Below are 24913 nucleotides of genomic sequence, written 5' to 3' on the forward strand. Positions count from 1 at the left end.
GCGCGGGCTCACGAACCCGACATTTGCGCACCTGACTTGGTTGCCTCACGCAAGCATCTACCGATCTTGCCTAGTCGGCAAGTTTGCACATTGAGAAGCCGGTCACTCGACGTACGCTGAGCGCGATGGACGAGATCACCGGCCTACGGGAGCGCAAGAAGGCGGCCACCCGCCTCGCCCTGCACGAGTCAGCCCTGCGCCTCGCGGCCGAGCAGGGCCCCGACTGCGTGACCATCGAGGCGATCGCCGACGCCGCGAACGTCTCCCGACGGACGTTCTCGAACTACTTCTCCAGCAAGGAGGAGGCGCTCTTTCACGGCGACACGGTGCGCCTGCGGCGGCTGTTGCAGCTGGTGTGCGAGCGGCCGAACACCGAGCCGCCGTGGACCGCGCTGAGCCGGGCGGCCGAGAACGTCACCAGGGAATCATCAGATGATCGCGACGGCGGCTGGCTGACCCGACGCCGGCAGCTGCGCGGGCACCCCGGCCTGGCGGCATACCAGGTGGCGGCGTACACGGCGGTCGAGCGCGAGCTGGCGGCGGAGCTCGCACACCGGCTCAGCGGCACGGCGGTGGAGCTGCGCTCCCGTCTGCTGACCGCGACGTTCCTGGCCGCCCTGCGCGTCGCCATCCAGCACTGGATCGACCATCCCGGCCACGATCTGCTGGAGATCGTTCGAACCGCGCTCGCCGAGGTCGCTCCCCCGACCGCCGCCGCACCGGCGGACGACTCGACGACCTGACGCCACGCGCACCGACCGCCGCCCTGCGCGCCCCGCGGCGCAACGACGGCGGGCCCCGTCGCGCCGGCCGCCACCGCTTGCGGCGGTGGTGGCCGGCGGACGAGGCCCGCCGTCGACGGGTCAGCGGTACCCGGCGGTCACCACGTTGGCCTGCACCGCGTTCTCGGTCGCGTCGGACGGATAACCCGCCACCATCGCGCCCTCGTAGAAGGTGCCGGCGCTCAGGTTCGCGCCCCCGTCCGGCTTGCAGCAGTCACCGCCACTGCCCAGGATGATCGCGCCCTGCTTCTTCATGGGGCTGTATCCCGACGGGAGCGAGCCGTCCCACAGCGTGTAGAGGCTGCCGGACTGGGCATCGCTGCCCTTCATGGCGAAGCGGGACGTGCCGTTGTTCTTGAGCGTCGCCGTGACGAACTTGCTGGTGAACGCCCGCTGGTTCGGGTTCCACGAGCTGCTGCCACCGGGGAACAGGCCCCACTCCAGGTCGGCCTGCACCCAGGGACCGCTGCCGGAGCAACCGCCGAACCAGCACTGCTTACCGAAGTTGATGGCGTCCATCGCGCCGGCGGCGTCGGCCTTGCGCGTCGTCTCGCTGTTGCCGTAGTCGAAGCAGCAGCCGCTGTTGACGTGGGTCCCGCTGGTCACCATGTACATGCCCTCGGGCGCCGAGCCGGTCGGCACGCCGGTCAGGTGCCCGTCGCGCCAGTAGCTGTTGCCGGGGTTGATGTAGAGCGAGTACGCCTTGGCGCCACCGACGGTCAGGGACTCCGTGGTCGCGGTCGCCGGCTTGCTCTGCGGCGAGCCCGGAACCACGCTGGAGCCCTGGTACCAGAGGTCGTTCCCGCGCCCGGACTGATCGAAGACGACGGTGATCACGCAGGTCGTGCCGGAGCAGAACGAGTCCTGCGTCGCCGCGTTGGCGGTGCCGCCCGTGCCGGTCAGGCCGATGTTGCGGGTGGTGTTGTCCGACGAGCGCCGGACCTGGTAGAGGTTGCCGGCGTACGTCGCGTAGAGGGCTCGCGTCGTGCTGTGGGCCGCCACGCACGGGGTGCCGCCGGAGGCGTAGATGTCGCACGGGCGCGCGCCGCTCGGCGGCGGGGTGGTGGTCGGCGGGGTGGTGGTGGGCGGGGTGGTCGGCGAGGTCCACTGTTGGTTGGCGCCGCCGTTGCAGGCCCAGAGGATCAGTTTGGTGCCGTTCGCGGTGGCCGCGCCGTTGGCGTCCAGGCACAGCCCGGACTGCACACCGGTGATGGTGCCGTTGCTGTTGACGTTCCACTGCTGGTTGGTCTGGCCGTTGCAGTCCCAGATGATCGCCTGCGTGCCGTTGGTGGTGCCGCGGCCGGAGGCGTCCAGGCACTTGTTGCCGTACACCGTGAGCTGCTTGCTCGACGTCCAGGTCCAGGTCTGCCCCGCCGCGCCGTTGCAGTCCCACAGTTGGGTCTGGGTGCCGTTGGTGGTGCCGGAGTTGGGGACCTCGACGCATCGACCGGACGGGACGCCGACGATGGTGGTGCTCTGCCCGGGTGCGATGGCGGCGGCCAGCGGCGCGGCGGCGGCCTCGGCGGAGGAGGATCCGGCACCGGCCGCCGCACCGACGGTGACGAGGACGAGGACGCCGGCCAGTGCGCTGGCCAGGACGGCCAGGCGCGGGAGGCGACGTCTCGGGATGGGATCGTGGGCCATGCCGGGCCCGGCGGGGGACGGGGTTCGCACGAGGTGGCTCCTCGGAGTCGTGACAGCGTGGAAGTGCCGACGCCGCGGGTGGTGGTGGCGGGGGCAGCCGAATCGATTCGCGGCAATCGTAGGATCAATTTTCGATGAGTGTCAATGTAAGCCCGCTCGGCGGGAGTCCGGCGGTGGCCGTCCGTGCCGACGGCCGCCGCCGGACCTCTTCCGCGACGCCTACCGCCCCCAGATCCGCCAGGTCTGGTTCAGCGGACTGCCCTGGCCGACCGGGTTACAGGTCCACTGCAGGACCGTCGCACGGGCCGCCGTGGAGACCCCGTTGACGTCGACACACTTGCCGCTGTGCCGGGCGACGAGCTGGTAGTCGTGCGAGTCGTTACCGGAGTAGGTCACCTTCCGGAGGGTGAACTGCTGGTTGAGCCCGTTCTGGCAGGTCCACTGGTGCACTGCGGCGCCGTTGGCGGTGGAGACGCCGCTGACGTCCAGGCACTTGCCGCTCTGCTGGTTGACCACCATGTACGTGTCGGCCACGCCGGCGACCGGCCGGAAGTTCCAGAGCTGCTGGTCACCGCCCTCGCAGTAGAACTGCTGCTGGACGTTGCCGTCGGCGGTGCTCAGGCCGGTGTTGTCCAGGCACTGCTGCGAGTGCTGGGCCACCGCCACCGACTGGAAGCCCACTTCCGAGGGCGGCAGCAGGGTCACCGTGTACGTGTCGTTCTGGTTGGCGTACGGCAGGGTCACCGTGGCGTTGTTGTTGGACACGGTGACGACGCTGTTCGAGACCGTGACCGGCCCCTGCACCGCGCCACCGTTGTTGTACGGGATGCGCTGCGTGAGCACCCGCACCTGGTTGTTCTGCACCACGCCACTCGTCGTGTCGAGGCGTTGCAGGTTGACGGCCAGGTTCCCGGTCGTACGACCGCCACCGACCAGCACCTTCGCCACGCCGCTCGCCTTCGTGGCGTACGCGTCGTAGGACTGACTGCCGGTCACCGAGACGATCTGGCCGGCCTGGGAGGCGTAGTAGCGGTAGACCCACCACTCGCCCTTGGGCTGGTGCTGGCCGGCCGAGTTGCGGATCAGCAGGTTGCCGAGGTCGTTGTGCAGGTTGCCGGCGCTGGCCCAGTTGGCCCGCAGACCGTCCGCGCCGGCCCGCTCCAGGCGCGCGATGTACCAGGCACCGTCGGCCGGGTTTTGCTCGTTGGACGCCCCGTACTCGTTGATCTGGTACGGGCGGGGATGCGGGATGCCGCGCGGGTCGAGGGTGGCGTTGGCGGCGGCGACGTTGGCGACCGGGTCGCCGGGCAGCGAGTGCCAGCTGATGATGTCCGGCACCGTGTTGGTCGAGCGCACGAAGTCCAGGTACTGGTTCCAGAACGCGTGGTTGGTCGACGGCACGCAGGCGCAGCTCGGCCCGACGATGAGCTGGTTGGGGAACTCCGTCCGGAGGCGCTGGTACGTGCGCCGCCAGAGTTCGAGGTACTGGGTGATCGGCCGGTTCCAGAAGATGGTGATGTTGGGTTCGTTCCAGATGTCCCACTGCACCGACAGGCCGGACGCCCGGACGTCGTTGATGACCCGGGTCAGGAAGTTGTCGTAGTCGGTCCAGTTGCCGTTGTCGCCCGGGAAGCGGGAGATGCCGGCGCCGTCGGCGCCCCACAGGTCGTGCGGCAACAGGATGAACTGCCCGCCGAGGGCGACGGTCCGACGGGCCTGGGCGACTGTGGCGTTCCAGCGGCGGTCGTAGTTTCCGCCGACCCAGCCACTGCCGGGCAACTGCGCACCACCGGCGCGCATGTAGCGGAAGTTGACGTCGCGGTAGAAGTGGTCCGGCGGCCCACTGGCGTTCTCGGTCATGCCGTAGATCCAGCCGGACGCGCGGTAGGTGGGCGTGCCGGTCGTCGTGGAGAAGTTGACGCTTATCGACTCGTCGGCGGCCTGGGCCGGGGACGCGGCGACGGTGACGGCGGTGGTTGCGGCGAGCAGGCCGACGACGAGTCGGGCGACGAGCGCGTGGGCTCGCCCCGACCTGCTGCGGGACGGGGTTTTCACGGGCGGCTCCTTGGTGGGGCGCGGGGGACGCTCTCCGGAGGGCTGCGCTTGCGAATCGATTCGCACGGATCGTAGGTCGGGGACTCACCTGTGTCAATGAAGCGACGATCGCGTGAAGCCGGTGTTTCCCAGCAGCGCCTCCCTGGACGCTCGCCAACCCTTGACCACCGTGCATGGGCGGTCCTATCTTCGTGCGAACCGTTTCGTCGAATCGGTTCGCCTCATGGTCGGACGTGGTCCGGCCCGCGACGGTCAACCCACGACACCCCACCTGACGATCGACTTGAAGTGAGGCAGCACATGACACGACTCAACCGACGGCGGCGCCTGGCCGCCGTTGCCGTGCTAGCGCTCGCCGCGGTGACGGCCAGCGCCTGCTCGTCGTCGTCCGGCGACTCCGACGACGGCGGTGGCGGCGCGTACCTCGTCTGGGACCCGTATCCGCAGTTCGCCGACGACTCCGACTGGGTCGCCCTGCTCAAGAAGTGCGGCACCTCGGCGGGCGTGACAGTCGAGCGGACCGGCTACGACACCACCGACCTCACCAACAAGGCGCTGCTCGCCGCCCAGCAGAGCAACTCGCCGGACGTGCTGATCGTCGACAACCCGGTCATCTCGACACTGGCCGAGGCCGGCGCGCTCACCACCACCGAAGAGAACAAGCTGGACGTGTCGAGCATGGCGGCGAACCTGCTCGGCGCCGGCCAGAGCGCGGGCAAGACGTACGGGGTGCCCATCGGGGCCAACACCCTCGCGCTCTACTACAACAAGGACCTGCTCACCGCCGCCGGCGTCGACCCGGCCTCGGTCAAGGACTGGACGTCACTGACCGCGGCGCTGACGAAGGTCAAGGCCAAGGGCAAGAAGGGCATCACCTTCTCCGCGATCGGCACCGAGGAGGGCAGCTTCCAGTTCCTGCCCTGGTTCTGGGGATCGGGCGCCCAGCTGACCAGCCTGGACTCGCCGCAGGCGGTGTCCGCGCTGAGCCTCTGGACGGACTGGCTGGGGCAGGGCTACGCCCCGAACTCGGTCATCAACAACACCCAGACCACGAGTTGGCAGGAGTTCGCCACCGGCGACTTCGCGTTCGCGGAGAACGGCACCTGGCAGCTGGCCAACGCCGAGAAGCTCGGCTTCTCGTACGGCACCATCGCGATCCCGGCCAGCGCGGGCGGGCCGGCCCCGGCGCCGACCGGCGGCGAGTTCGTCTCCATCCCGGTTCAGAAGAAGACCGGCCGGTACGCGACGTCGCAGAAGCTCGTCACCTGCCTGACCAGCGCCGACAATCTCCTCACCACCGACACCACGCTCTCCTACGTGGCGCCCGTCGCCGCCGTGCAGGACCGGCAGGCTACCGAGAACCCCAAGCTCAAGGTCTGGGTGGAGGCCGTCCGGGCGGCCAAGGGTCGCACCGGTGACAACCTCGGCACGAAGTACCCGAAGATCTCCGAACCCCTGTGGACAGCCGTGCAGGCAGCCCTGAGCGGCGGCAAGTCGCCGCAGGAGGCGCTGACCGCCGCGCAGGCCTCGGCCACGAGCAAGTAAGCGCGTCGAACCGACACGATGACCCCCACGACGCGTATTTCCACCACCACGCGAGGCCACGGTGGGGCGGCTGAGGCCGCCCCACCCGGGCCCCCCGCGCCTCGCACCCGCCGGCCCGGACGATGGCTGGCGTGGGGCTTCCTGGCGCCGACGGTCGTCTACCTGCTGGCCTTCTACGCCTACCCGCTCTACCGCAACGTCGAGCTGAGCCTGCGCGAGTACACCGTCCGCTCGTTCGTGCAGGGCGGCGCACCCTTCGCCGGCCTGGACAACTACCGCACCGTCCTGGCCGACCCGGCGTTCTGGCCGACGTTGGCACACACGCTGATCTTCACCGGCGCGTCGCTCGTCTTCCAGTTCAGCATCGGCATGGCCCTGGCCCTCTTCTTCCGCCAGCACTTCCCGCTGTCGGGCACCCTGCGGGCGCTGATCCTCGTACCGTGGCTGCTGCCGCTGATCGTGTCGGCCTCGACCTGGTCGTGGTTGCTCAACAGCGACTCGGGGTTGGTCAACGCCGCACTGGGCGTCGTCGGGATCGACCCGGTCAACTGGCTCACCTCGCCGACCTGGTCGCTCACCTCGGTGATCATCGCGAACATCTGGATCGGCATCCCGTTCAACCTGGTGGTGCTCTACAGCGGGCTCCAAGCGATCCCGGTCGAGGTCTACGAGGCGTCCGCGCTCGACGGCGCGACCGGCTGGCAACGGTTCTGGTCGATCACGTTCCCGCTGTTGCGCCCGGTCTCCGCGATCACGCTGCTGCTGGGGCTGATCTACACGCTGAAGGTCTTCGACATCATCTGGATCATGACCAGGGGCGGCCCGACCGGTTCCTCCGCCACGCTCGCCACCTGGTCGTACCGTCTCGGCTTCGGCAACCTGCTGCCCGAGTTCGGTCCGGGCGCGGCCGTCGGCAACCTGCTCATCGTGATGGCCCTGGTCGCCGGGCTCGTCTACATCAGGTCCCAACGGAGGCAGCACCTACGATGACCACGTCACCGCGTCGCGTCTGGTGGAAGACCGCAGTCGGTCTGGTGCTGACCGGGCTGATGCTCTTCCCCGTGTACTGGATGATCAACGTGTCGTTCACCCGGGACCAGGACATGCGCGCCAGTCCCCCGCACCTGTTCCCGACCAACGGCACGCTGGACGGCTACCGGGCCGTCCTCGACCAGCAACTGCCGTACCTCGGCACCAGCTTTCTCGTCGGGCTCGGCACTGTGGCACTGACCGTGGCGCTCGCCGCCCCCGCCGGTTACGCGCTGGCGAAGCTGCGGCCACCCGGCGGCCCGGCGCTGAGCTTCCTGCTGCTGATCGCCCAGATGATCCCGGGAATCATCATGGCGATGGGCTTCTACGCCATCTACCTCACCCTCGGCGTCCTCAACACGCTGCCGGGCCTGATCCTGGCCGACACGACACTCGCGGTGCCGTTCGCCGTACTGATCTTCACGGCCTTCATGTCCGGCATCCCCGACGAACTGCTCCAGGCCGCCGTGGTCGACGGCGCGGGACGGCTGCGCACCTTCTGGTCGATAGTGCTGCCGGTCAGCCGCAACTCGATCGTCACGGTGTCGCTCTTCGCGTTCCTATGGTCCTGGTCGGACTTCATCTTCGCCTCGACCCTGGCCGGCGGCGGCGACCACCAGCCGATCACCCTCGGCATCTACCACTACATCGGCAACAACAACCAGCAGTGGAACGCCATCATGGCCACCGCCGTCGTCGCCTCGATCCCCGCCGCCGTGCTGCTGATCCTGGCGCAGCGGTACGTCTCGATGGGCGTGACCGCCGGCGCCGTCAAGGACTGACCATCCGCGGCGGTCGAGGACTGACCACCCGCACCACAGAAAGGCACCCGCCACCCATGACCGTCGCCCCGTCCGGTCCGGAGTTCGGAATCCAGGACATCCCGTTCAGCTACCGCGGATCCTGGTTCAACATCTCCCCGGTGGTAGCCGAGAAGACGTACGCCGACGACCTGCACCTGGTGTCGCACCAGACCGGGCTGCACCCGGTGCTGCGCCTCTCCCCCACGGCCGCGGGCTCCACCGTCGTGGCCACGCCCGCGCTGCTGACCTGGCGTGCCGGTTCCGGTCACATCGAGGCCGTCTACGACACACCCGACACCCTGCGGATCCGGGGCCGGCACCTCGGGCTGCGGATCGCCGCGGCCGCCGGCACCCTCACCCCGTTCAGCGGCACCTACCTCTACCTCGACCCGGTCGACGGCGCACACGTCTTCACCTCGTACGAGACCGGGCGACGCTACCGCGTCACGGTGCTCTCCGGCGCGCTGCGCCGCGCCGACGGCGTCGAGGCGCTCGGCACCGCCGACCGCTGCCTGGACCTCCCCGGCGACGAGCCCTGGGAGATCGCCATCGAGGAGTACGCCACCGCCCGCCGGCCGTACGCCACCACCGTCCCCTTCGACCAGGTGTGCCGCGACCGCAGCGCCGAGTTCGCCGCGTTCGTCGACGCCATCGCGCCGTGGCGCGGCGCGGACACGCCCGCCGCCGAACTGGCCGCGTACGTGCTGTGGTCCGCCACCGTCGCCCCGGCGGGCTTCGTGACCCGACCCGCCGTCCTGATGTCCAAGCACTGGATGGACAAGGTGTGGAGCTGGGACCACTGCTTCAACGCGATCGCGCTCGCGGCCGGTGAGCCGGAGCTCGCCTGGCACCAGTTCCACCTGCCCTTCGACCACCAGGACGGCGCGGGCGCCCTGCCCGACTCGGTCACCCACTCGGAGGTCCTGCACAACTACGTCAAGCCGCCCATCCACGGCTGGGCGCTGCGCCACCTGCGCCGACGCCTCCCTGAGCCACCGGACCGGGCGGCGCTCGCGCAGACGTACGACCGGTTGGCCCGCTGGACCGGGTTCTGGCTCGACGCGCGCCGCGCGCCCGGCCACGACCTGCCGCATTACCAGCACGGCAACGACAGCGGCTGGGACAACGCCACCACGTTCGACGACGGCCGGGTCGTGCAGACCGCCGACCTGGCCGCGTTCCTGGTCTCCCAGCTGCGGTGCCTGGCCGACCTCGCCACCGAGCTGGGCGAACCCGCCGACCGGTGGTCCCGGGAGGCCGACCGGATCCGCGCGGCAATGATCGGGCAGCTGTGGGACGGTGAGCGCTTCACCGCCCGCAGCCCGCACACCGGGCAGCGGCGGACCAGCCGCAGCCTGCTCGATCTGATGCCCGTCGCTCTCGGCGCCGACCTGCCCGCCCCGATCGCCGACGCGCTGGCCCGGGGCGTCGAGACCCACCTCACCACGCACGGGCTGGCCACCGAACCGACGGACTCGGCCCACTACCTGGCCGACGGCTACTGGCGGGGCCCGATCTGGGCGCCCTCCACGGTGCTGGTCGAGGACGGTCTGCGGCGGGCCGGGCACACCGGGATCGCCGACGACATCAGCCAGCGCTTCCTCGCGCTGTGCGAGAAGTCCGGTTTCGCGGAGAACTTCGACGCCGAGACCGGCGCCGGGCTGCGGGATCGCGCGTACACCTGGACGGCCAGCAGCTACCTCATCCTCGCGGCCGCCCAGGAGGAACGCCGGGCCGCACGACGGTAGTCGGACGGCGCGGGCCCCGATCGGCGGGGCCCGCGCACGGGTGGAGGATCAGTCGGTCCGGACCGGGCCGGTGCTGGACCGCAGCGAGATGGGTGGGCTGTAGAGGCGGTGCCGCGGCACGCTGCCGGGGGCCGCGATGATCTCCAGCAGCAGTGCCACCGCCTCCGCGCCCATGTCCCGCATGGGCACGTCCGCAGCGGTCAGCGGTGGGCGGAAGTCCTCCGCCCAGTGCTGGGCGGCGACCCCGGTGACGGAGAAGTCGGCCGGAACGGACAACCCGGCGCTGGTCAGCGCCCGCTGCATGCCCGGCAACGCCGCCTCGTTGATGGTGGCCACCGCCGTGACGTCCGGGTGCGTCCCGAGCAACTGCTCGACGCACGCCTCACCGGAGGCCGTGTCATCACCGCAGCAGACGTCCACGCCGACCAGACCCCGTTCCGCCACCGCCGCCTGGAAACCGGCCAGGGCGCGGTGGCTGGGCCCGTAACCCGCCGCCACCAACTCGGCGGAGCGGTTGACCAGCGCCACGTGCCGATGCCCCAGATCGGCCAGGTGGTGCACACAGCGCGCGATCAGCCCGGCGTAGTCGATGTCGACCCAGCTCATGCCGTGCGCCTGCGCCGTCCGACCGATCGTGACGAACGGCAGACCCGTTCTGGCCAGGCGCGTGACCCGGTCGTCCTCCAAGCGGATCTCCATGAGGACCACGCCGTCCACCCGACGCCCGCTGACGATCCGCTCGAACGACCTGTCGTGGTCGCCACCGGACGGGGACAGCAGCACATCCAGGTCGTGGCGGGCGGCGGCCTCGACGACGCTGGCGACGAAGCCCAGCTGCATGTCGGTCAACCGCTGGCTCGCCGGTGGGATCACCAGCCCGAGGGTGCGCGTACGCCCCTCCTTGAGGGCGCGGGCGCTGGCGTTCGGCCGGTAGTCCAGCTCGTCGATGACCGCCTGGATCCGCTGCCGGGTCGCCTCCGAGACGGTCCGCTTGCCGCTCAGCACGTACGACACGGTGCTGCGGGACACCCCCGCCCGCCGGGCGATCTCCCCGATGTTCATACGCCGCCCTCGAATCGATTCCTGCCCCGACGGGGACGCGCCCAGCTCCGGTTCCGAGCATAGGCGCTCCGCGCCGACGCCCGGACGCCCCGCCCGGCCCGTTCGGCCTGCCCGACCGGGTCGACCCGCCCGTTGCGCCCGAGGCGACCCGGTCAGGAATCAAGAAGCGCCCGGCCGGCAGCCCGGCCTAGCCTTTTCCCAGGTAGCCGGCCTTACGCCGGGCCGGAGAACATCGAGAGGGAGCCCGACATGTCCGCGAAGACCTCCACGACCGAGTCCGACGGCTTCAGCGCCGAGGAGCGCGCCGCGATGAAGGAGCGTGCGGCCGAACTGCGCGCCGAGGGCAAGAAGGGCGCCAAGCGGGCCGACGGGTTGCAGGCGGTCCTCGACCGCATCGCGCAGATGGCGCCCGACGACCGCGCGCTCGCCGAGCGCGTGCACGTGGCGGTGACCGCCGCCGCCCCCGACCTGACGCCGAAGACCTGGTACGGCATGCCCGCCTACGCGAACGCGGCCGACAAGATCGTCGTCTTCTTCCAGGACTCCGGCAAGTTCAACTACCGCTACTCGACCCTGGGCTTCCAGGACACGGCCAACCTCGACGACGGTGACCTCTGGCCGGTGTCGTACGCGCTGCGGACCTGGAGCCCCGAGGTGGAGAAGAGGGTCGTCGAGCTGGTGCGCGCGGCGGTCTCCTGAGCCACGGCTCTGGCGCCCCTTGCGCGCGACGACGATGATCGCCAGGTGTCGTTCTGGGAGTTCGTCACGGACGTCGGAGTACCGCTGGTCCTCGTCGTCGGCGCTGCGGTCATCGCGGTCGGCGCGTTCACCGACCCGCCGGAGGAGTTCTCCTGGCCGCGCGGCTGGGAGTGGGCGTGGGTGGGCGTGTGGGTCATGGCGAGCGGCGAGGCGGCGTTCGGCACCGACCGACCGTGGTGGGAGCGCGCCTGGAAGGGCGCCGCGGCCCTGCTCATCGCGGTGGCCTGCGTGGTCGCCGTCTGGCGGCACCAGCGGTGGCGCAGGCGGCCCCGAGGGACCGGTGGCGACGCGACGTAGTAGTCAGCGGGTGGGCAGCGCGCCCGGCCCGCCGCCGACGCGGGGCCGGCGGCGGGCGGGAACGCGCCAGCTCAGGTGGTCGTGCAGGTGATGTCGGTCGGCGGGTTGTTGGTTCCCGTCGCGGAGGCGAGGAAGCCGAACGTGGTGGAGCCACCGGCCGGCAGCGACCCGTTGTAGTCGACGTTCGTCACCCGCACGTTCGCACCGCTCTGGGTGTGCGTGCCACCCCAGATCTGGGTGATCGCCTGCCCGTTGGGGAACGTCCAGGAGACCGTCCAGCCCCGGATCGCCGTCGCGCCGGCGGTCACCGTGACCGAGCCCTGGAAGCCGCCCGACCACGAGTTCGTCACCGTGTACGTGGCCCGCGCGCCGGACGGCGAGGGCGTGCTGGACACGGTCGGCGTCGGCGTCGGGATCGGGCTCGGTGTGTCGGTCGGACTCGGGGTCGGCGAGACGGTGGGCGAGGGCGTGCTGGTCAGCGTCGGTGACGGTGTCACACCGGGCCGCGCGGCGCGGTAGGTGTGCCCGGCGCGGACGGCGAGTTGGACGACGTCCGTCTCGGGTCGGGTGGTGGTGGGCGTGCTGTCGTCGGTGACGTCGACGAGGGTGAAGGAACCGGTGAAGAGCCGGCAGCGGAGTCGTAGGGTGCCGTCCCGGTCGGCGCGGACGCTGATCTCGTCGGCCTGCCCGCTGGTCCAGGCCACGCCGACGGTGTATCCGCCGCGAGCGCGGAGCCCCGCGACCTGGCCGGTGGGCCAGGCGCTCGGCAGCGCCGGCAGCAGGTGCAGCTCGCCGGTGTGGCTGTGCAGGACCATCTCGGCGATGCCGGAGGTCGCGCCGAAGTTGCCGTCGATCTGGAACGGTGGGTGCAGGTCGAACATGTTCGGCGCGAGCCGGTCGGTGCGCACGAGGTCCTTCAGGAGCTTGTGGGCGCGGGTGCCGTCCTCCAGCCGGGCCCAGTAGTTGATCTTCCACGCGAGGGACCAGCCGGTGCCGTCGTCGCCGCGCAGCTCCAACGTCCGGCGCGCGGCCTCGTACAGCTGCGGGGTGCCGCGCCTGGTGATCTGGTTGCTGGGATGCAGGCCGTACAGGTGCGAGACGTGCCTGTGGTTCCGCTCGGTCTCGACCCAGTCGGCGAGCCACTCCTGGACGTTGCCGCGCGAGCCGACCTTCGTGGGCGCCAGCCGGTCCCGGGCCGTTCGCACCTGGGAGCGGAACGTCGTGTCGACGCCGAGCACCTCGCTGGCGCGGGCGACCGCGTCGAACAGGTCCCGCAGGATCTGGTTGTCCATGGTGGGGCCCGCGCAGACACTGGCGTTCGAGTGGTGCGGCAGCTCGGGCGAGTTCGACGGGTTCGTGACCAGGTAGCCGAGCGTCGGGTGGGCCACCAGCGTGTCGAGGAAGAACTGGGCGGCGCCCTTGAGGGCCGGGTAGTTGGCCGACAGGAAGCCGACGTCGCCGGTGAACAGGTAGTGCTCCCAGATGAGGGTGGACAACCAGGCGCCGCCGGTCTGCCACATGCCCCACAGTGCCCCGTCGACGACCGAGGCGCCGCGCCACCCGTCCGTGTTGTGGTGGGTGACCCAGCCGCCGGCGCCGTACTGCGCCTGGGCGACGCGCGCACCGGTCACCGTGAGGTCCTTGATCATGTCGAAGACCGGCAGGAAGCACTCGGCGAGGTTCGTCGTGTCGGCGGGCCAGTAGTTCATCGGCAGGTTGGCGTTGATGGTGTACTTCGAGTCCCAGGGCGGCGTCATGGAGTCGTTCCAGATGCCCTGGAGGTTCGCCGGCTGGGTGCCCGGCCGCGACGAGGAGATCAGCAGGTAGCGGCCGTACTGGAACAGCAGGGCGGAGAACTGCGGGTCGTTGGTGCTCGCGTGCTGGGCGATCCGCACGTCGGTCGGCTGATCGGCGGCGGCCGTACGACCCAGGTCGATGCTCACCCGGTTGAACAGGGCCTGGTAGTCGGCGAGGTGCCGACTGCGCAGCTGATCGAAGCTCACGCCCCGGGCGGCGGTGAGGCGGCTGCGCGCGATGCCCTGGTAGTCGCCGTTGACGATGCGGTAGTTGACGTAGCTGGAGCCGATCGAGATCAGTACGGTCACGCTCGTGGCGCCGGAGACGCGCAGGGTGCCTCCGGAACTGCTGACCGTGCCGCCGGTCGCGACCGCCTGGGCCAGGGCGAGGAAGCGCACCGACCCGTTGACGCCTTCCATGGCGCCGGAGATGCCGTCGACGGCGATCGTGGCGGCGTCCGGGCTCGACATGGTCGTCCGCTGCGGACTGTCGAAGGTGGCGTTGAACGTGATCGAGTTGGCGCGGTCGGCGGTCAGCCGGAGCACGATCACCCCGTCGGGAGCGCTGGCGAACGCCTCACGCTGGTACCGGACACCGTTGAGCACGTACGTCGTGGTGACGGTGGCGGTGGTGAGGTCCAGCGTCCGGTTGTACTGCGACGCGCTGGCCGAGGAGAAGGCCAGCCGGAGGTTGCCCACCGGCTGGTAGGCGAGCTGGCCGCCCGGGGTTCCCATCATCGTCTGGTTGATGAGGTCCTGCGCCTGGGTCCACTGGTCCGCGAAGACACGCCGCCGGATCTCGGCCAGGTTTGCCGCTCCCCGGGTGTTGGCGGAGTCGTACGGGCCGCCGGCCCAGATGGTGTCCTCGTTGAGCTGCAGCCGTTCGGTGTCGACGTTGCCGAACACCATCGCGCCGAGCCGGCCGTTGCCGATCGGCAGCGCCCGTAGCCAGTCGGTGCCCGCGGGTTCGTCGTACCAGAGGGCCATGTCGCCGGCGGCGAGCACCTGCGACGGCGCCACCGAGCCGGCGCGGGCGACGGCGGACCACGCGACCGGCAGCAGCGCGGCTCCGGCGCCCGCCACACCGGCCCTCAGCACGTTCCTTCGTGTCACGTCAGGCATGGTCTCTCCAATCAGCGCAGCTAGCGGCGCAGGAGGGTGAAGAACGGCGCCCCTGCCGGGCCACCGCGGAGGAAGTCGAATGTCGGGGACGTGCCGACGGCCAGCGCGCCGTTCGAGGTCCCGTGCGAGACGTACGGCCGCTGTCGTTGGACGTGTGGTGAGGCGCCCTGCTGTTAGCGCTAACAAGTGCCGCCCGTTCGCACCCTGCAGCACCGTTCACAGCCGGGGACCGACGCCCCGAGCTCCCGGCGGCGCGTCAACTCACCCTCTATAGACCTTCGTAGATGGCAGTGCCGCTCGTCAAGAGATGTCGGCCATGTTTCCCGCCAGCGTCCCCGCGAGGTCGCGCGGCTGGCCCCCGCCCCGACGCGCGCACCGGGTTGCCATCCCGACGGCATCTTCGTAGCATCCAGGACACACGATGTTATCGCGAACATTCTGTGGCATCGGGCAGGGACCGCGCGGGGAGGTGCACCCAGTGTTCGCAGGCACGGCTGCCGTCTCGGGCTACCGCAATCCGGTCGTGCCCGGCTTCTATCCCGATCCGAGTGTCTGCCGGGTCGGCGAGGACTACTACCTGGCCTGCTCCAGCTTCGAGTACTTTCCGGGCGTACCGCTGCTGCACAGTCGGGACCTGGTGAACTGGCGACAGATCGGCAACATCCTCGACCGTCCCAGCCAGCTGGAGATCCCGCCGGACGCCGACGCGTCCCGAGGCATCTTCGCGCCGACCATCCGCCACCACGACGGCCGGTTCTGGATGATCACCACCAACGTCAGCCTGGGCCGCCACCTCATCGTCACCGCGCGGGACCCCGCCGGCCCGTGGTCCGAGCCGGTCTACCTCGACCTCCCCCACGTCGACCCGTCCCTGGCCTGGGACGACGACGGCACCTGCTGGCTGACGACCTCCGGGGTGGACGCCTACCGGATCGACCCGGACCGGGGTCAGGTGCTGGAGGGGCCGATCCCGCTCTGGTCCGGCACCGGCGGCCAGTACCCGGAGGCGCCGCACCTCTACCGGATCGGCGACTGGTGGTACCTGCTGCTCTCCGAGGGTGGCACGCACACCGGCCACGCCGTGTCGGTCGCCCGCGCACGCAGCCCCCGGGGGCCCTTCGAGCCCGCGCCGAGCAACCCCGTCCTCACGCACCGCAGCACCAACCTGCCGGTGCAGGCCGCCGGGCACGCCGATCTGGTGCAGGCCACCGACGGCAGCTGGTGGATGGTCCTTCTGGGCATCCGGGCGAAGGGCCAGTGGCCGCCCTTTCACGTGCTCGGCCGCGAGACGTTCCTCGCGCCGGTTCGCTGGGACGGCGGGTGGCCCGTCGTGGACGTCGTCCGGGAGGTCACCGCGGCGCCCGCCGGCAGCGCACCGGCCCTCGCGGCCCCGCCCGGCCCGGTCGCCCACCACGACGACTTCGACGCGACAACCCTCGCGCCCGGCTGGATCTCGCCCCGCTCCCGCCCCGACGCGGCCTGGTCGCTGACCGAGCGGCCCGGATGGCTCACCCTGCACGCCACCGGTACGACGCTGGACCGCGCCGGCGCGACGATGGTGGCGACGCGCCAGCGCCACCATGACTGCCGGGCCAGCACGCGGGTCGATCCGGGCAGCGGCACGACCGGGCTCACCATCCGCATCGACGAGGCGCACCACTACGACCTGGAGGTCGGCGGCGGCAGCGTCCGCGTCGTCGGCCGGGTCGGGCCGTTCCGGCAGGTCTTCGCGTCCCTCGACGTACCCGCCGGCCCGCTGGTTCTGACGATCGCCACCCGGACCCACTGCCTCTACCCGCCGACCGTGACCTCGGCCGCGGGGCTGGCGGCCGCTGACGAACCCTTCGGCGTACGCCCCGCCACCTCCGACATGATCGCGTTCGAGGTGGAGACCTCCGAGGGCCGCGTCCTGTTGGCCGAACTCGACGGGCGCTACCTGTCCACCGAGGTCGCCGGCGGCTTCACCGGCCGGGTCATCGGCATGTACGTGACCGGGGACAGCGCCGCCTTCGACTGGTTCGACTACCGACCGGCAGCGCGGCCTACCGACTGAGCGCGGACCGGCTCGCCATCGAGGGATCACCGTAGACTCCCCGTGTGATCGAGGAGAGCCGGCGGCATCACGCGCGCAAGCCCCGGCGCGGTGACCTGCCCATCGCCACGATCGCCGAGCTCGCCGGGGTGTCCCCTCCCACGGTGTCGAAGGTTCTCAACGGTCGCGCCGGGGTGGGCGAGCAGACCCGGCAGCGGGTGGAGGCACTGCTGCGTGACCATGGCTACCGCCGGCCGGAGACCGCCGCGAGGACGCTCTGCATCGAGGTGCTCTTTCACCGGATGCTGCCCTCGATCGCCCTGGAGATCCTGCGGGGGATCCAGGAGGTCGCCGGCTCCCGGGACTGCACGGTCGGCTTCATCGACATCCGCCATCGGGTGGCGGCGGGGCTGCCCTGGATGGAGCCGCTGCTGCTGCGACAGCCCACCGCCGTCATCGCGGTCTGCTCCCTGGTCACCGCCGAGCACGGCAGACAGCTCACCGCCATGGGCATCCCGCTCGTGGCGATCGACCCGGTCGGCGAGCTGTTCCCCACGCCCGCCGTCGGGTCGAACAACTGGAGCGGCGCCCTGGCCGCCACCCGGCATCTGCTGGACCTCGGTCACCGACGGATCGGCGTGGTCACCGGGCCGGAGCAGGATCTGTCGGCGCGGGCTCGCCTGGACGGCTTCCGAGCCGCGCTGGACCATGCCGGCGTTCCGTTCGACAGCAGCCTCGAACGGCGCGGACTCTTCAGCTTCGAGGACGGCCGCGACCTCGGCCGCGAGTTGCTGACCCTGGCCGAACCCCCCACCGCCGTCGTCTGCGGCAACGACCTGCAGGCGCTCGGCGTCTACACGGCGGCCTACGAGGCCGGTCTGCGAATCCCCGACGACCTCAGCGTCGTCGGCTTCGACGACGTGGACCAGGCGGCCTGGACCACGCCACCTCTCACCACGGTGCGACAGCCGTTCAGCGAGATCGGGGCCACCGCCGCCCGGCTCGCGTTGGCGCTGACCGACGGCCATGCGCTGGCCCAGGAGCGGTACGAGCTCGGCACCGCGCTGGTCGTGCGTGCCAGCACCGGGCCGCCCGGTTCGCGGTTGTCGGAGGCCACCCTCCGCCCGTGAGCCAGAAATTTCTTGGCGGCCATGTCGAGAAACGGCGCGCGGCTCCGTCCCCGAGGTGAACGTGACCGGAACGGGTCACACCAGCGAGGAGGAACACGACGATGGCGAAGTACCTGCTGCTGAAGCACTACCGCGGCGCCCCGGCCGGGGTCAACGACGTGCCGATGGACCGGTGGACGCCGGAGGAGATCTCGGCGCACATGCAGTACATGAACGATTTCGCGTCCCGACTGGAGAAGACCGGTGAGTTCATCGACGGTCAGGCGCTCGCCCCCGAGGGAGCGTGGGTCCGCTACGACGGCCCGGGACGCCCCCCGGTCACCGACGGCCCGTTCGCCGAGACCAAGGACCTCATCGCCGGCTGGATGGTGATCGACGTCGACACGTACGAACGCGCCGTCGAGCTGGCCGGCGAACTGTCGGCCGCTCCGGGGGCGGGCGGGAAGCCGATCCACGAGTGGCTCGAGGTGCGCCCCTTCCTGACCGAGCCCCCCACCATCGCCGAGTGACCTCGGCGATGAACGACGCACTGCTCCGGAGCCTCACGCCGGGCGTGCTCGGCATCCTCGTCCGCCGCGGAGCTGACTTCGCGGCGGCCGAGGACGCCGTACAGGACGCGCTGGTCGAGGCTATCCGCGTCTGGCCGGCCGACCCGCCGCGGGACCCCAGGGGCTGGCTGATCACCGTGGCCTGGCGCCGGTTCCTCGACACCACGAGGGCGGACGCCGCCCGTCGCCGTCGTGAGGACCTCGTCGACTCCGAGCCGGCGCCCGGGCCCACGCCGGCGGTGGACGACAACCTCCAGCTCTACTTTCTCTGCGCCCACCCGTCGCTGACGCCGTCGTCCGCCGTCGCGCTCACGCTACGGGCCGTGGGCGGGCTGACCACCCGTCAGATCGCCGACGCCTACCTGGTGCCCGAGGCGACCATGGCGCAACGTATCAGCCGGGCCAAACGCACCGTCTCCACCGTGCGGTTCGACCAGCCCGGTGACGTCGCGACCGTGCTGCGCGTCCTCTACCTGGTCTTCAACGAGGGATACACCGGCGACGTCGACCTCGCCGCCGAGGCCATCCGGCTCACCCGGCAGCTCGCCGCCGCCATCGACCATCCCGAGGTGGCGGGGCTGCTCGCCCTCATGCTGCTGCACCACGCCCGACGGGCCAGCCGGACCGCGTCCGACGGCAGCCTGGTGCCGCTCGCCGAGCAGGACCGCGGCCGGTGGGACACCGCACTCATCGCCGAGGGTGTCGACATCCTCCAGGCGGCCCTCGCCCGCGACCGGCTGGGCGAGTTTCAGGCCCAGGCCGCCATCGCGGCGCTGCACGCCGACGCGCCCACCGCCGAGGAGACCGACTGGGTGCAGATCGTCGAGTGGTACGACGAGCTGGCACGCCTGACCGACAGCCCGGTGGTCCGGCTCAACCGCGCGGTGGCCGTCGGCGAGGCCGACGGCGCCCGGGCCGGCCTGGCGGCGCTCGCGGCGCTTGACGACTCGCTGCCCCGTCACACGGCGGTGGCGGCGTACCTGCACGAGCGCGCCGGCGACCTCGCGGCGGCGGCACGCCTGTACGTCGCGGCGGCCCACCAGGCCCCCAACCTCGCCGAGCGCGACCACCTGACGCGCCAGGCCGCCCGGCTCAACGCCCGCCGACAGCGGTGACGGCGTCCGACCGACGCGGGCAACGCGCCGGTCGACGACGGCAACGACGCAGAGCACCTGTCATCCGGACCGGCTTCGACCGCCGGCCCCGCCGTCGTCGCGTGACGGGGCCGGCACGAGTGATCCCGCTCGGTCAGCGGTTCAGAGTGGCGATCAGCGCGGTGCTCATGCCCTGCTCACCGCGCGCGTTCGGGTGGAAGGGCGCGGCCGCGTTCTGCGGTACCAGCCCCTCGACCCAACGGGTGCTGCTGCTCTTGCAGGCGTCCCGACCGATCGACGGCGTGTAGACGTCGGCGTAGGTGGCGCCGTTCGCCCCCGCGGCGCTGGCCAGCATGGCGTTGAGCGACTTCTCGATGCCGCGCAGGTAGGGCACGTCCTGGTAGGCGATCGGGACGACGGGCCAGCAGCCGTAGCCGCTGTCGGGCAGGATCGCCGGGTATCCGAGCACCACGATCCGCGCGCTCGGCGCGGCGCGGCGGATCGCCTGGAGCGTGGTCGTCACCTTCGGCACGGTGGCCGCGATCCGGGCCTGTAGCTGGTCGGTGCCGCCTGCGGTGTACCGGTTCTTGCACGGCGAGCCGAGGGGGCTGCTGAGGCTCGCCTCCGCGCATTCGCCGATGATGTCGGCGAAGCCGATGTCGTTGCCGCCGATCTGCACCGTCACCAGCGCCGTGCTCGACGTGACCGCGTTGAGCTGCGGTGGCAGGTTGATGCCCAGTTGGCCGCTGCCGCCGTAGAGGATGTCGTCGGTGGTGGCGCCGGAGCAGCTCACGTCGGCGAACGACGTCGAGCCGGCGGACGCGGCCACCAGGGAGGGGTAGTTGCGGTTCGACCGGAGACAGTTGAGGTCGACCTGGGTGGGGATCAGCGGACCGGCGGTGTACGAGTCGCCGAGCGCGACGTAGCGGCCGGTGGGGACCGCGGCGCTGGCGGGTGTGGCGACGGCGAACAGCACACCGGCGGTGGCCGCGGCGAGCGCGGCGAGTCGGGTGGCTGCCCGCAGGAGCGGCAGGCGGGGACGGGGCATGACGCCTCCCAGGGGAGATCGCGGTGGCGATGGTGGTGCCGAGATCCTGTCGCCGCCCACCGAGTGGCGTCAATATAGATGACACTCACTAAATGCCGTCCCACAGTGTGGGTCAGGAGGGCTGCGCGGCAGGCTCCGACCCCCCGGCGTCCGCGCCGGACGTCGGCGACGTTGACGTCATATGTCGTACGAGTTAAATTGGCATCGATCTATGTCGTTGGCTCCCTGTGGACCGGCAGCGGGCCCTCGCCGCCAACCACCCGCAAGGAGTGCACGTGCTCAGACGAAGAATGGCCCTCCTGCTCCCCGCGCTCCTCGCAGCCGCCCTCGGCACCGCTGTGGTCAGCGGCGCGGTCGTGCTCACCACCACGCAACCCGCGCAGGCGTTGGAGAACGGGCTGGCCCGCACGCCACAGATGGGCTGGAACGACTGGAACGCGTTTGGTTGCAACGTCAACGAGACGCTCATTCGGCAGACGGCCGACGCGCTGGTCTCCAGCGGGATGGCCGCGGCCGGATACCGCTACGTCAACATCGACGACTGCTGGTCCACCAAGCAGCGCAACGCCAGCGGCGACCTGGTCGCCGATCCGCAGAAGTTCCCGAGCGGCATCAAGGCTCTCGCCGACTACGTCCACGGCAAGGGCCTCAAGCTGGGCATCTACTCCTCGGCCGGGACCCTCACCTGCGCCGGGTACCCGGCCAGCATCAACTACGAGCAGCGCGACGCCAACCTCTGGGCGTCCTGGGGGATCGACTACCTCAAGTACGACAACTGCGGCGACCACCTCGGTCGGAGCGCGCAGCAGCGCTACACCGCGATGCGGGACGCGCTCGCGGCAACCAACCGGCCGATCCTCTACAGCCTGTGCAGCTGGGGGCAGGACAGCGTCTGGACCTGGGGCGCGGGGGTGGGCAACTCCTGGCGTACCACAGGCGACATCGGTGGGAACTGGAACTCCATCATGAGCATCCTCGACCAGCAGGTCGGCAAGGAGTCGTACGCCCGTCCGGGCGCGTGGAACGACCCGGACATGCTGGAGGTCGGCAACGGCCCCACCGACACCGAGTCCCGGGCCCACTTCAGCCTGTGGGCGCTGCTGAACGCCCCGCTGCTGGCGGGCAACGACATCCGCACCATGTCGGCGGCCACCCGCACGATCCTCACCAACACCGACGTGATCGCCGTCAACCAGGACTGGGGCGGCCAGCAGGGCCGCAAGATCAGTGACTCCGGTGACCTGGAGGTCTGGCGCAAGCCGATGTCCACCGGCGGGGTGGCCACCGTCCTGCTCAACCGGGGCAGCGGCACGACCACGATCTCCACGACGGCCAGCGCGCTCGGCCTCGGCAGCGCCGGCTCGTACGCGGTGCGGGACCTGTGGTCCCACACCACCTCGACGTCTACCGGCACGATCAGCGCGTCGGTGCCGGCGCACGGCGCCGCCATGCTCCTGGTCACCGGCGGTGGCACGCCCCCGCCGACCACACCTCCACCGACCACGCCTCCGCCGAGCACTCCCCCGCCGGGCTCGACGTCGACGATCCGCAGCACGTCCGCCGGCCGGTGCCTGGACGTCAACGGCGCGTCCCAGACCAACGGCGCCACGGCCATCATCTGGGACTGCCACGGCCAGGCCAATCAGTCCTGGACCTCGACGAGCGCCCAGGAGCTGCGGGTCTACGGAGGAAAGTGCCTCGACGTCTTCAACGCCGGCACCGCCAACGGGACGTCGGTGATCATCTGGGACTGTCACGGCCAGGCGAACCAACAGTGGCGCTTCAACGCCGACGGCTCGATCACGGCGGTCGCCTCGGGCCGCTGCCTGGACCTGGTGGGCAACGGTACGGCGAATGGCACACGCACCCAGATCTGGGACTGCAACGGCGCGGCCAGCCAGCGGTGGAGCCGCAGCTGAGCGACCCGCCCCGACAGGCGGGGCCGGCCGGGCGCGGTCGCGGGCACCGACCCGCGTGTCGCCCGGCCGGCGCGCGCCGCGCCATGCTCACCCCTGCGGCACCCGGGCAACGTCCGACGCATAGCATTGCCACGGTTCGGGACGGCTCTGCTGAAACGAGGCGACATGCGTTGGCTCCAGCGGCTGCTGGGCGGCGGGCGGGTCCAGCTCGACCCGGGGCGGCAGCAGGCGCTGCTGCGAGACCTCCAGCACGGATACGGCACGCAGGCGCGGGTTCCGTTTCCCGCGCAGGTCGAAGCGGCGACCGGGATGCTGGGCGGCGACGACGGCCTGGTGGTGGCGGCCCGGATTCTGAACCAGGTCGCCGACGAGGCACACGCGGATCTGCTGGCGCAGGCGCAGGACATCCACCGGCGCACGGGCCGGCGGCTGCTGGTGCACCGGCGGAACTACCGGCCGCTGTGGATGGAGGCCGGTCCCGGGCTGCGGTGGCCGCTGTTCGCGTTGCCGTGCGGCTTCCACCCGTACGCCCAGGTGGCCGCCGCCGTCGCGGTGGTCGGCGGCCGGGCGGCCCGGCTCGATCGGGTGACCGATCCGACCCCGCTGGTGACCCACGTGTTCGAGGTGCTCGACCTCACCACCGCCGGCTGGGAGTACGGCCGGGTGCGGGTGGACACCGACGCCGCCGCGTTCGTCGATCGACTGATCACGAGCGCGGCGCAGATCCTCGCCGCGATGGACGACCCACCCCGGCTGCCACCTGCGGTCCGTGCGCTGATGCGTCGCAACAACACGGTGGACGTGCACGATCCGGCCGGCCCGCGCGCGGTGGGACGGATCAACCTGGGCGCGCGGATGCGCGAACAGTTGCTGGCCTGACGGCGGACCCGGGATCTCAGGCGCGGGCGTTCGCGCTCAGGAAGGCGAGCAGCAGGTCGGCCGTCTCGTCGGGGTACTGCACGTGCGGGTAGTGACCCGCGCCCTCGATGACTTCGAGCCGGCCCAACCCGGCCGGCAGCGCGGCCACGATCGCCTCCCCCTCGGCCCGCGGGTCGGCCCAGTCCGGGTCGAGCGACCCCTCGACGATCAGGGCCGGGCAGCGGACGTTGCCCAGCTGCGCCCCGGCGTCGACCGGCGCCGACTGGCCCATCTTGCGCATCGCCGCCATCCGGCCGGGCTCGCGCATCATGGCGTCGATCCGGGCCGTGCGGGCGGCCCAGTCGGCCGGCTTCCTTCCCGGGTAGGCGATGTCGAGGTAGCTGCGCCAGAGCGGCACGCTGCCCAGCAGGCCGGTGCCGAGCAGTCGGGCCATGCCCGTGCGGTAGCGGGCGACCCGCAGGTCGCCCAGCTTGATCGACTGCTTGCGGGTGAAGGGGGCCAGTTCGACGATGCCGGTGATCAGCTCGGGTGCCTGGGCGGCGGCGATGGTGGCGGCCCCGCCGGAGATCGAGTGGCCGACCAGCACGGCCGGACCGCCGAGGTGGCGGATCACCGCGAGCAGATCACCCGCGATGTCGGTGCGGCTGTAGGACTGCCACTGTGCGCTCGACTCGCCGCAGCCCCGCAGGTCGACGGCAGCCACCCGGTAGCCGGCGGCCACCAGGCGCGGCACGACGAAGCGGTACGCCTCGCGGCTGTCGCCCATGCCGTGGGCGAGAACGACGAGCGGCCCGGAGGCGCCGGTCACCTCGTACGCCAGGGTGCCGCCGTCGACGGTCAGGTACTCGGTCATGGGATCCTCCGTGCTCGGCTAATTGCGTTAGCTTTAAGCTAATACGGTTAGCCAAGAGTGTCAAGCCTGATCACCGCCGCCACGTCACCGAGGTCGTCGTTGAGCTGATGATCGCGCCCGGGCAGCCGGTACACCCGCGCCTGGCCGATGACGCCCGCGTACAGATCCGCGTGCGACGGCGGCGCCGTCTCGTCCCCGAGCCCGTGAAAGACCCGCACCGGTACGCCTCGCGGCAGTCGGACGCCGAGGTCCGGTGGCAGCTCGAAATCGTCGCCGGGCCAGCCGCCCGCACCGACGAACGGGGCGGCGACCAGCACGATCATCGCGAGGTCCCGCTCGGGTGGCCGCTCGGCGAGCGCGTGGACGAGGATCGCTCCGCCCACCGAATGGCCCACGACGACGGCCCCGTCGTCAAGTGCCGCGATCTCCCGCCGGATGGCGGCGCTCCAGGTGACGTAGCTCGGGTTGCCCTCGTCGGGCATCCGCGGGTACCGAACCTCGTACCCGTCCCCGAGCCCGCGCCGCAGGCTGTCGGACAACCTGTTGTCCCACTCGTCGTGCGTGCCGGCGCCAGCGCCCTGAATGAACAGGACCTGCGTGGTCGCTGCCATGACGATCCCCTCTCGCATACTGCGTCGAAGCGGCATCAAGCGCCGACGGCGGGGCGAGCCGCAGGGATCGACAGGCGGGGGATCAACAAGGGGGGATCAGCGGAACGATTTCCTGCACAGCGGGGAAAAACACCACTGGTATCCGCTCCCACTTTAA

The 24913-nt window shown here is 71.1% G+C and carries 20 protein-coding genes; 13 read left to right on the forward strand and 7 right to left on the reverse strand.

The window, feature by feature from the left end:
* The first annotated feature begins 125 nt into the window (after window positions 1-125).
* Window positions 126-743, forward strand: coding sequence for a TetR family transcriptional regulator (locus tag AB0B39_RS14085; RefSeq protein ID WP_357495314.1), 618 nt, complete (start codon window positions 126-128; stop codon window positions 741-743).
* 120 nt (window positions 744-863) lie between these two features.
* Here AB0B39_RS14085 and AB0B39_RS14090 read toward each other — a convergent pair whose 3' ends face one another.
* Both AB0B39_RS14090 and AB0B39_RS14095 read right to left on the reverse strand, forming a co-directional pair.
* Entirely contained in the window at window positions 864-2456 is a 1593-nt protein-coding gene (locus AB0B39_RS14090; protein ID WP_357574494.1) for an arabinofuranosidase catalytic domain-containing protein, read from the reverse strand.
* A 189-nt stretch (window positions 2457-2645) separates the two neighbouring features.
* A complete protein-coding gene (locus AB0B39_RS14095) occupies window positions 2646-4481 on the reverse strand; it encodes an RICIN domain-containing protein (RefSeq protein ID WP_357574495.1) in 1836 nt (611 codons plus the stop codon).
* 300 nt (window positions 4482-4781) lie between these two features.
* On the opposite strand from AB0B39_RS14095, the gene AB0B39_RS14100 reads away from it, so the two are divergent.
* Genes AB0B39_RS14100 through AB0B39_RS14115 form a run of 4 tightly spaced genes read left to right on the forward strand, consistent with a single transcriptional unit; the run spans window position 4782 to window position 9606 of the window.
* Window positions 4782-6026, forward strand: a complete 1245-nt coding sequence (locus AB0B39_RS14100; RefSeq protein ID WP_357495320.1) for an extracellular solute-binding protein — start codon at window positions 4782-4784, stop codon at window positions 6024-6026.
* Window positions 6027-6044: 18 nt separating this feature from the next.
* Complete coding sequence (locus AB0B39_RS14105) at window positions 6045-7016, forward strand: sugar ABC transporter permease (protein ID WP_234582894.1); 972 nt, start codon at window positions 6045-6047, stop codon at window positions 7014-7016.
* The gene (locus tag AB0B39_RS14110) at window positions 7013-7837 is read left to right on the forward strand and encodes a carbohydrate ABC transporter permease (RefSeq protein WP_234582895.1); all 825 of its coding nucleotides are present in this window, start codon (window positions 7013-7015) and stop codon (window positions 7835-7837) included. Before AB0B39_RS14105 ends, AB0B39_RS14110 begins: the two co-directional genes overlap by 4 nt.
* A gap of 56 nt (window positions 7838-7893) precedes the next feature.
* Window positions 7894-9606 carry a trehalase family glycosidase gene (locus tag AB0B39_RS14115; protein WP_357495322.1) on the forward strand — a complete coding sequence of 571 codons (1713 nt, stop codon included), beginning with the start codon at window positions 7894-7896 and terminating at the stop codon, window positions 9604-9606.
* 48 nt (window positions 9607-9654) lie between these two features.
* Here AB0B39_RS14115 and AB0B39_RS14120 read toward each other — a convergent pair whose 3' ends face one another.
* Window positions 9655-10668: a LacI family DNA-binding transcriptional regulator gene (locus AB0B39_RS14120; RefSeq protein ID WP_234582897.1), complete on the reverse strand. Its 1014-nt coding sequence runs from the start codon at window positions 10666-10668 to the stop codon at window positions 9655-9657.
* A 249-nt stretch (window positions 10669-10917) separates the two neighbouring features.
* On the opposite strand from AB0B39_RS14120, the gene AB0B39_RS14125 reads away from it, so the two are divergent.
* Complete coding sequence (locus AB0B39_RS14125) at window positions 10918-11367, forward strand: hypothetical protein (protein ID WP_357495325.1); 450 nt, start codon at window positions 10918-10920, stop codon at window positions 11365-11367.
* Between the two features lie 45 nt (window positions 11368-11412).
* Window positions 11413-11724 (forward strand): hypothetical protein, encoded by a 312-nt coding sequence (locus AB0B39_RS14130; RefSeq protein WP_357574496.1) that lies wholly within the window; start codon window positions 11413-11415, stop codon window positions 11722-11724.
* 71 nt (window positions 11725-11795) lie between these two features.
* Here AB0B39_RS14130 and AB0B39_RS14135 read toward each other — a convergent pair whose 3' ends face one another.
* Window positions 11796-14642, reverse strand: coding sequence for a glycoside hydrolase N-terminal domain-containing protein (locus AB0B39_RS14135; RefSeq protein ID WP_357574497.1), 2847 nt, complete (start codon window positions 14640-14642; stop codon window positions 11796-11798).
* Between the two features lie 478 nt (window positions 14643-15120).
* Here AB0B39_RS14135 and AB0B39_RS14140 point away from each other — a divergent pair, with 478 nt between their 5' ends.
* The 4 genes from AB0B39_RS14140 (at window position 15121) to AB0B39_RS14155 (ending at window position 19467) form a co-directional block, all read left to right on the forward strand.
* Window positions 15121-16695 carry a glycoside hydrolase family 43 protein gene (locus AB0B39_RS14140; RefSeq protein WP_357495331.1) on the forward strand — a complete coding sequence of 525 codons (1575 nt, stop codon included), beginning with the start codon at window positions 15121-15123 and terminating at the stop codon, window positions 16693-16695.
* Window positions 16696-16739: 44 nt separating this feature from the next.
* Window positions 16740-17804, forward strand: coding sequence for a LacI family DNA-binding transcriptional regulator (locus tag AB0B39_RS14145; protein WP_357574498.1), 1065 nt, complete (start codon window positions 16740-16742; stop codon window positions 17802-17804).
* 101 nt (window positions 17805-17905) lie between these two features.
* Entirely contained in the window at window positions 17906-18313 is a 408-nt protein-coding gene (locus AB0B39_RS14150; protein ID WP_357495335.1) for a YciI family protein, read from the forward strand.
* Between the two features lie 8 nt (window positions 18314-18321).
* Window positions 18322-19467: a DUF6596 domain-containing protein gene (locus AB0B39_RS14155; protein ID WP_357574571.1), complete on the forward strand. Its 1146-nt coding sequence runs from the start codon at window positions 18322-18324 to the stop codon at window positions 19465-19467.
* Between the two features lie 133 nt (window positions 19468-19600).
* On the opposite strand, the gene AB0B39_RS14160 is transcribed toward AB0B39_RS14155, so the two are convergent.
* A complete protein-coding gene (locus AB0B39_RS14160; protein WP_357574499.1) occupies window positions 19601-20494 on the reverse strand; it encodes an SGNH/GDSL hydrolase family protein in 894 nt (297 codons plus the stop codon).
* Between the two features lie 275 nt (window positions 20495-20769).
* On the opposite strand from AB0B39_RS14160, the gene AB0B39_RS14165 reads away from it, so the two are divergent.
* The gene (locus tag AB0B39_RS14165) at window positions 20770-22413 is read left to right on the forward strand and encodes a lectin (protein ID WP_357495339.1); all 1644 of its coding nucleotides are present in this window, start codon (window positions 20770-20772) and stop codon (window positions 22411-22413) included.
* Window positions 22414-22578: 165 nt separating this feature from the next.
* The gene (locus AB0B39_RS14170) at window positions 22579-23292 is read left to right on the forward strand and encodes a hypothetical protein (protein ID WP_234582908.1); all 714 of its coding nucleotides are present in this window, start codon (window positions 22579-22581) and stop codon (window positions 23290-23292) included.
* Between the two features lie 16 nt (window positions 23293-23308).
* On the opposite strand, the gene AB0B39_RS14175 is transcribed toward AB0B39_RS14170, so the two are convergent.
* Both AB0B39_RS14175 and AB0B39_RS14180 read right to left on the reverse strand, forming a co-directional pair.
* Window positions 23309-24145 carry an alpha/beta hydrolase gene (locus AB0B39_RS14175; RefSeq protein WP_357574500.1) on the reverse strand — a complete coding sequence of 279 codons (837 nt, stop codon included), beginning with the start codon at window positions 24143-24145 and terminating at the stop codon, window positions 23309-23311.
* 47 nt (window positions 24146-24192) lie between these two features.
* Complete coding sequence (locus AB0B39_RS14180; RefSeq protein ID WP_357574501.1) at window positions 24193-24756, reverse strand: alpha/beta fold hydrolase; 564 nt, start codon at window positions 24754-24756, stop codon at window positions 24193-24195.
* Window positions 24757-24913: the final 157 nt, after the last annotated feature.

The sequence above is a fragment of the Micromonospora sp. NPDC049114 genome (assembly GCF_040648635.1).
Taxonomy (GTDB): domain Bacteria; phylum Actinomycetota; class Actinomycetes; order Mycobacteriales; family Micromonosporaceae; genus Micromonospora.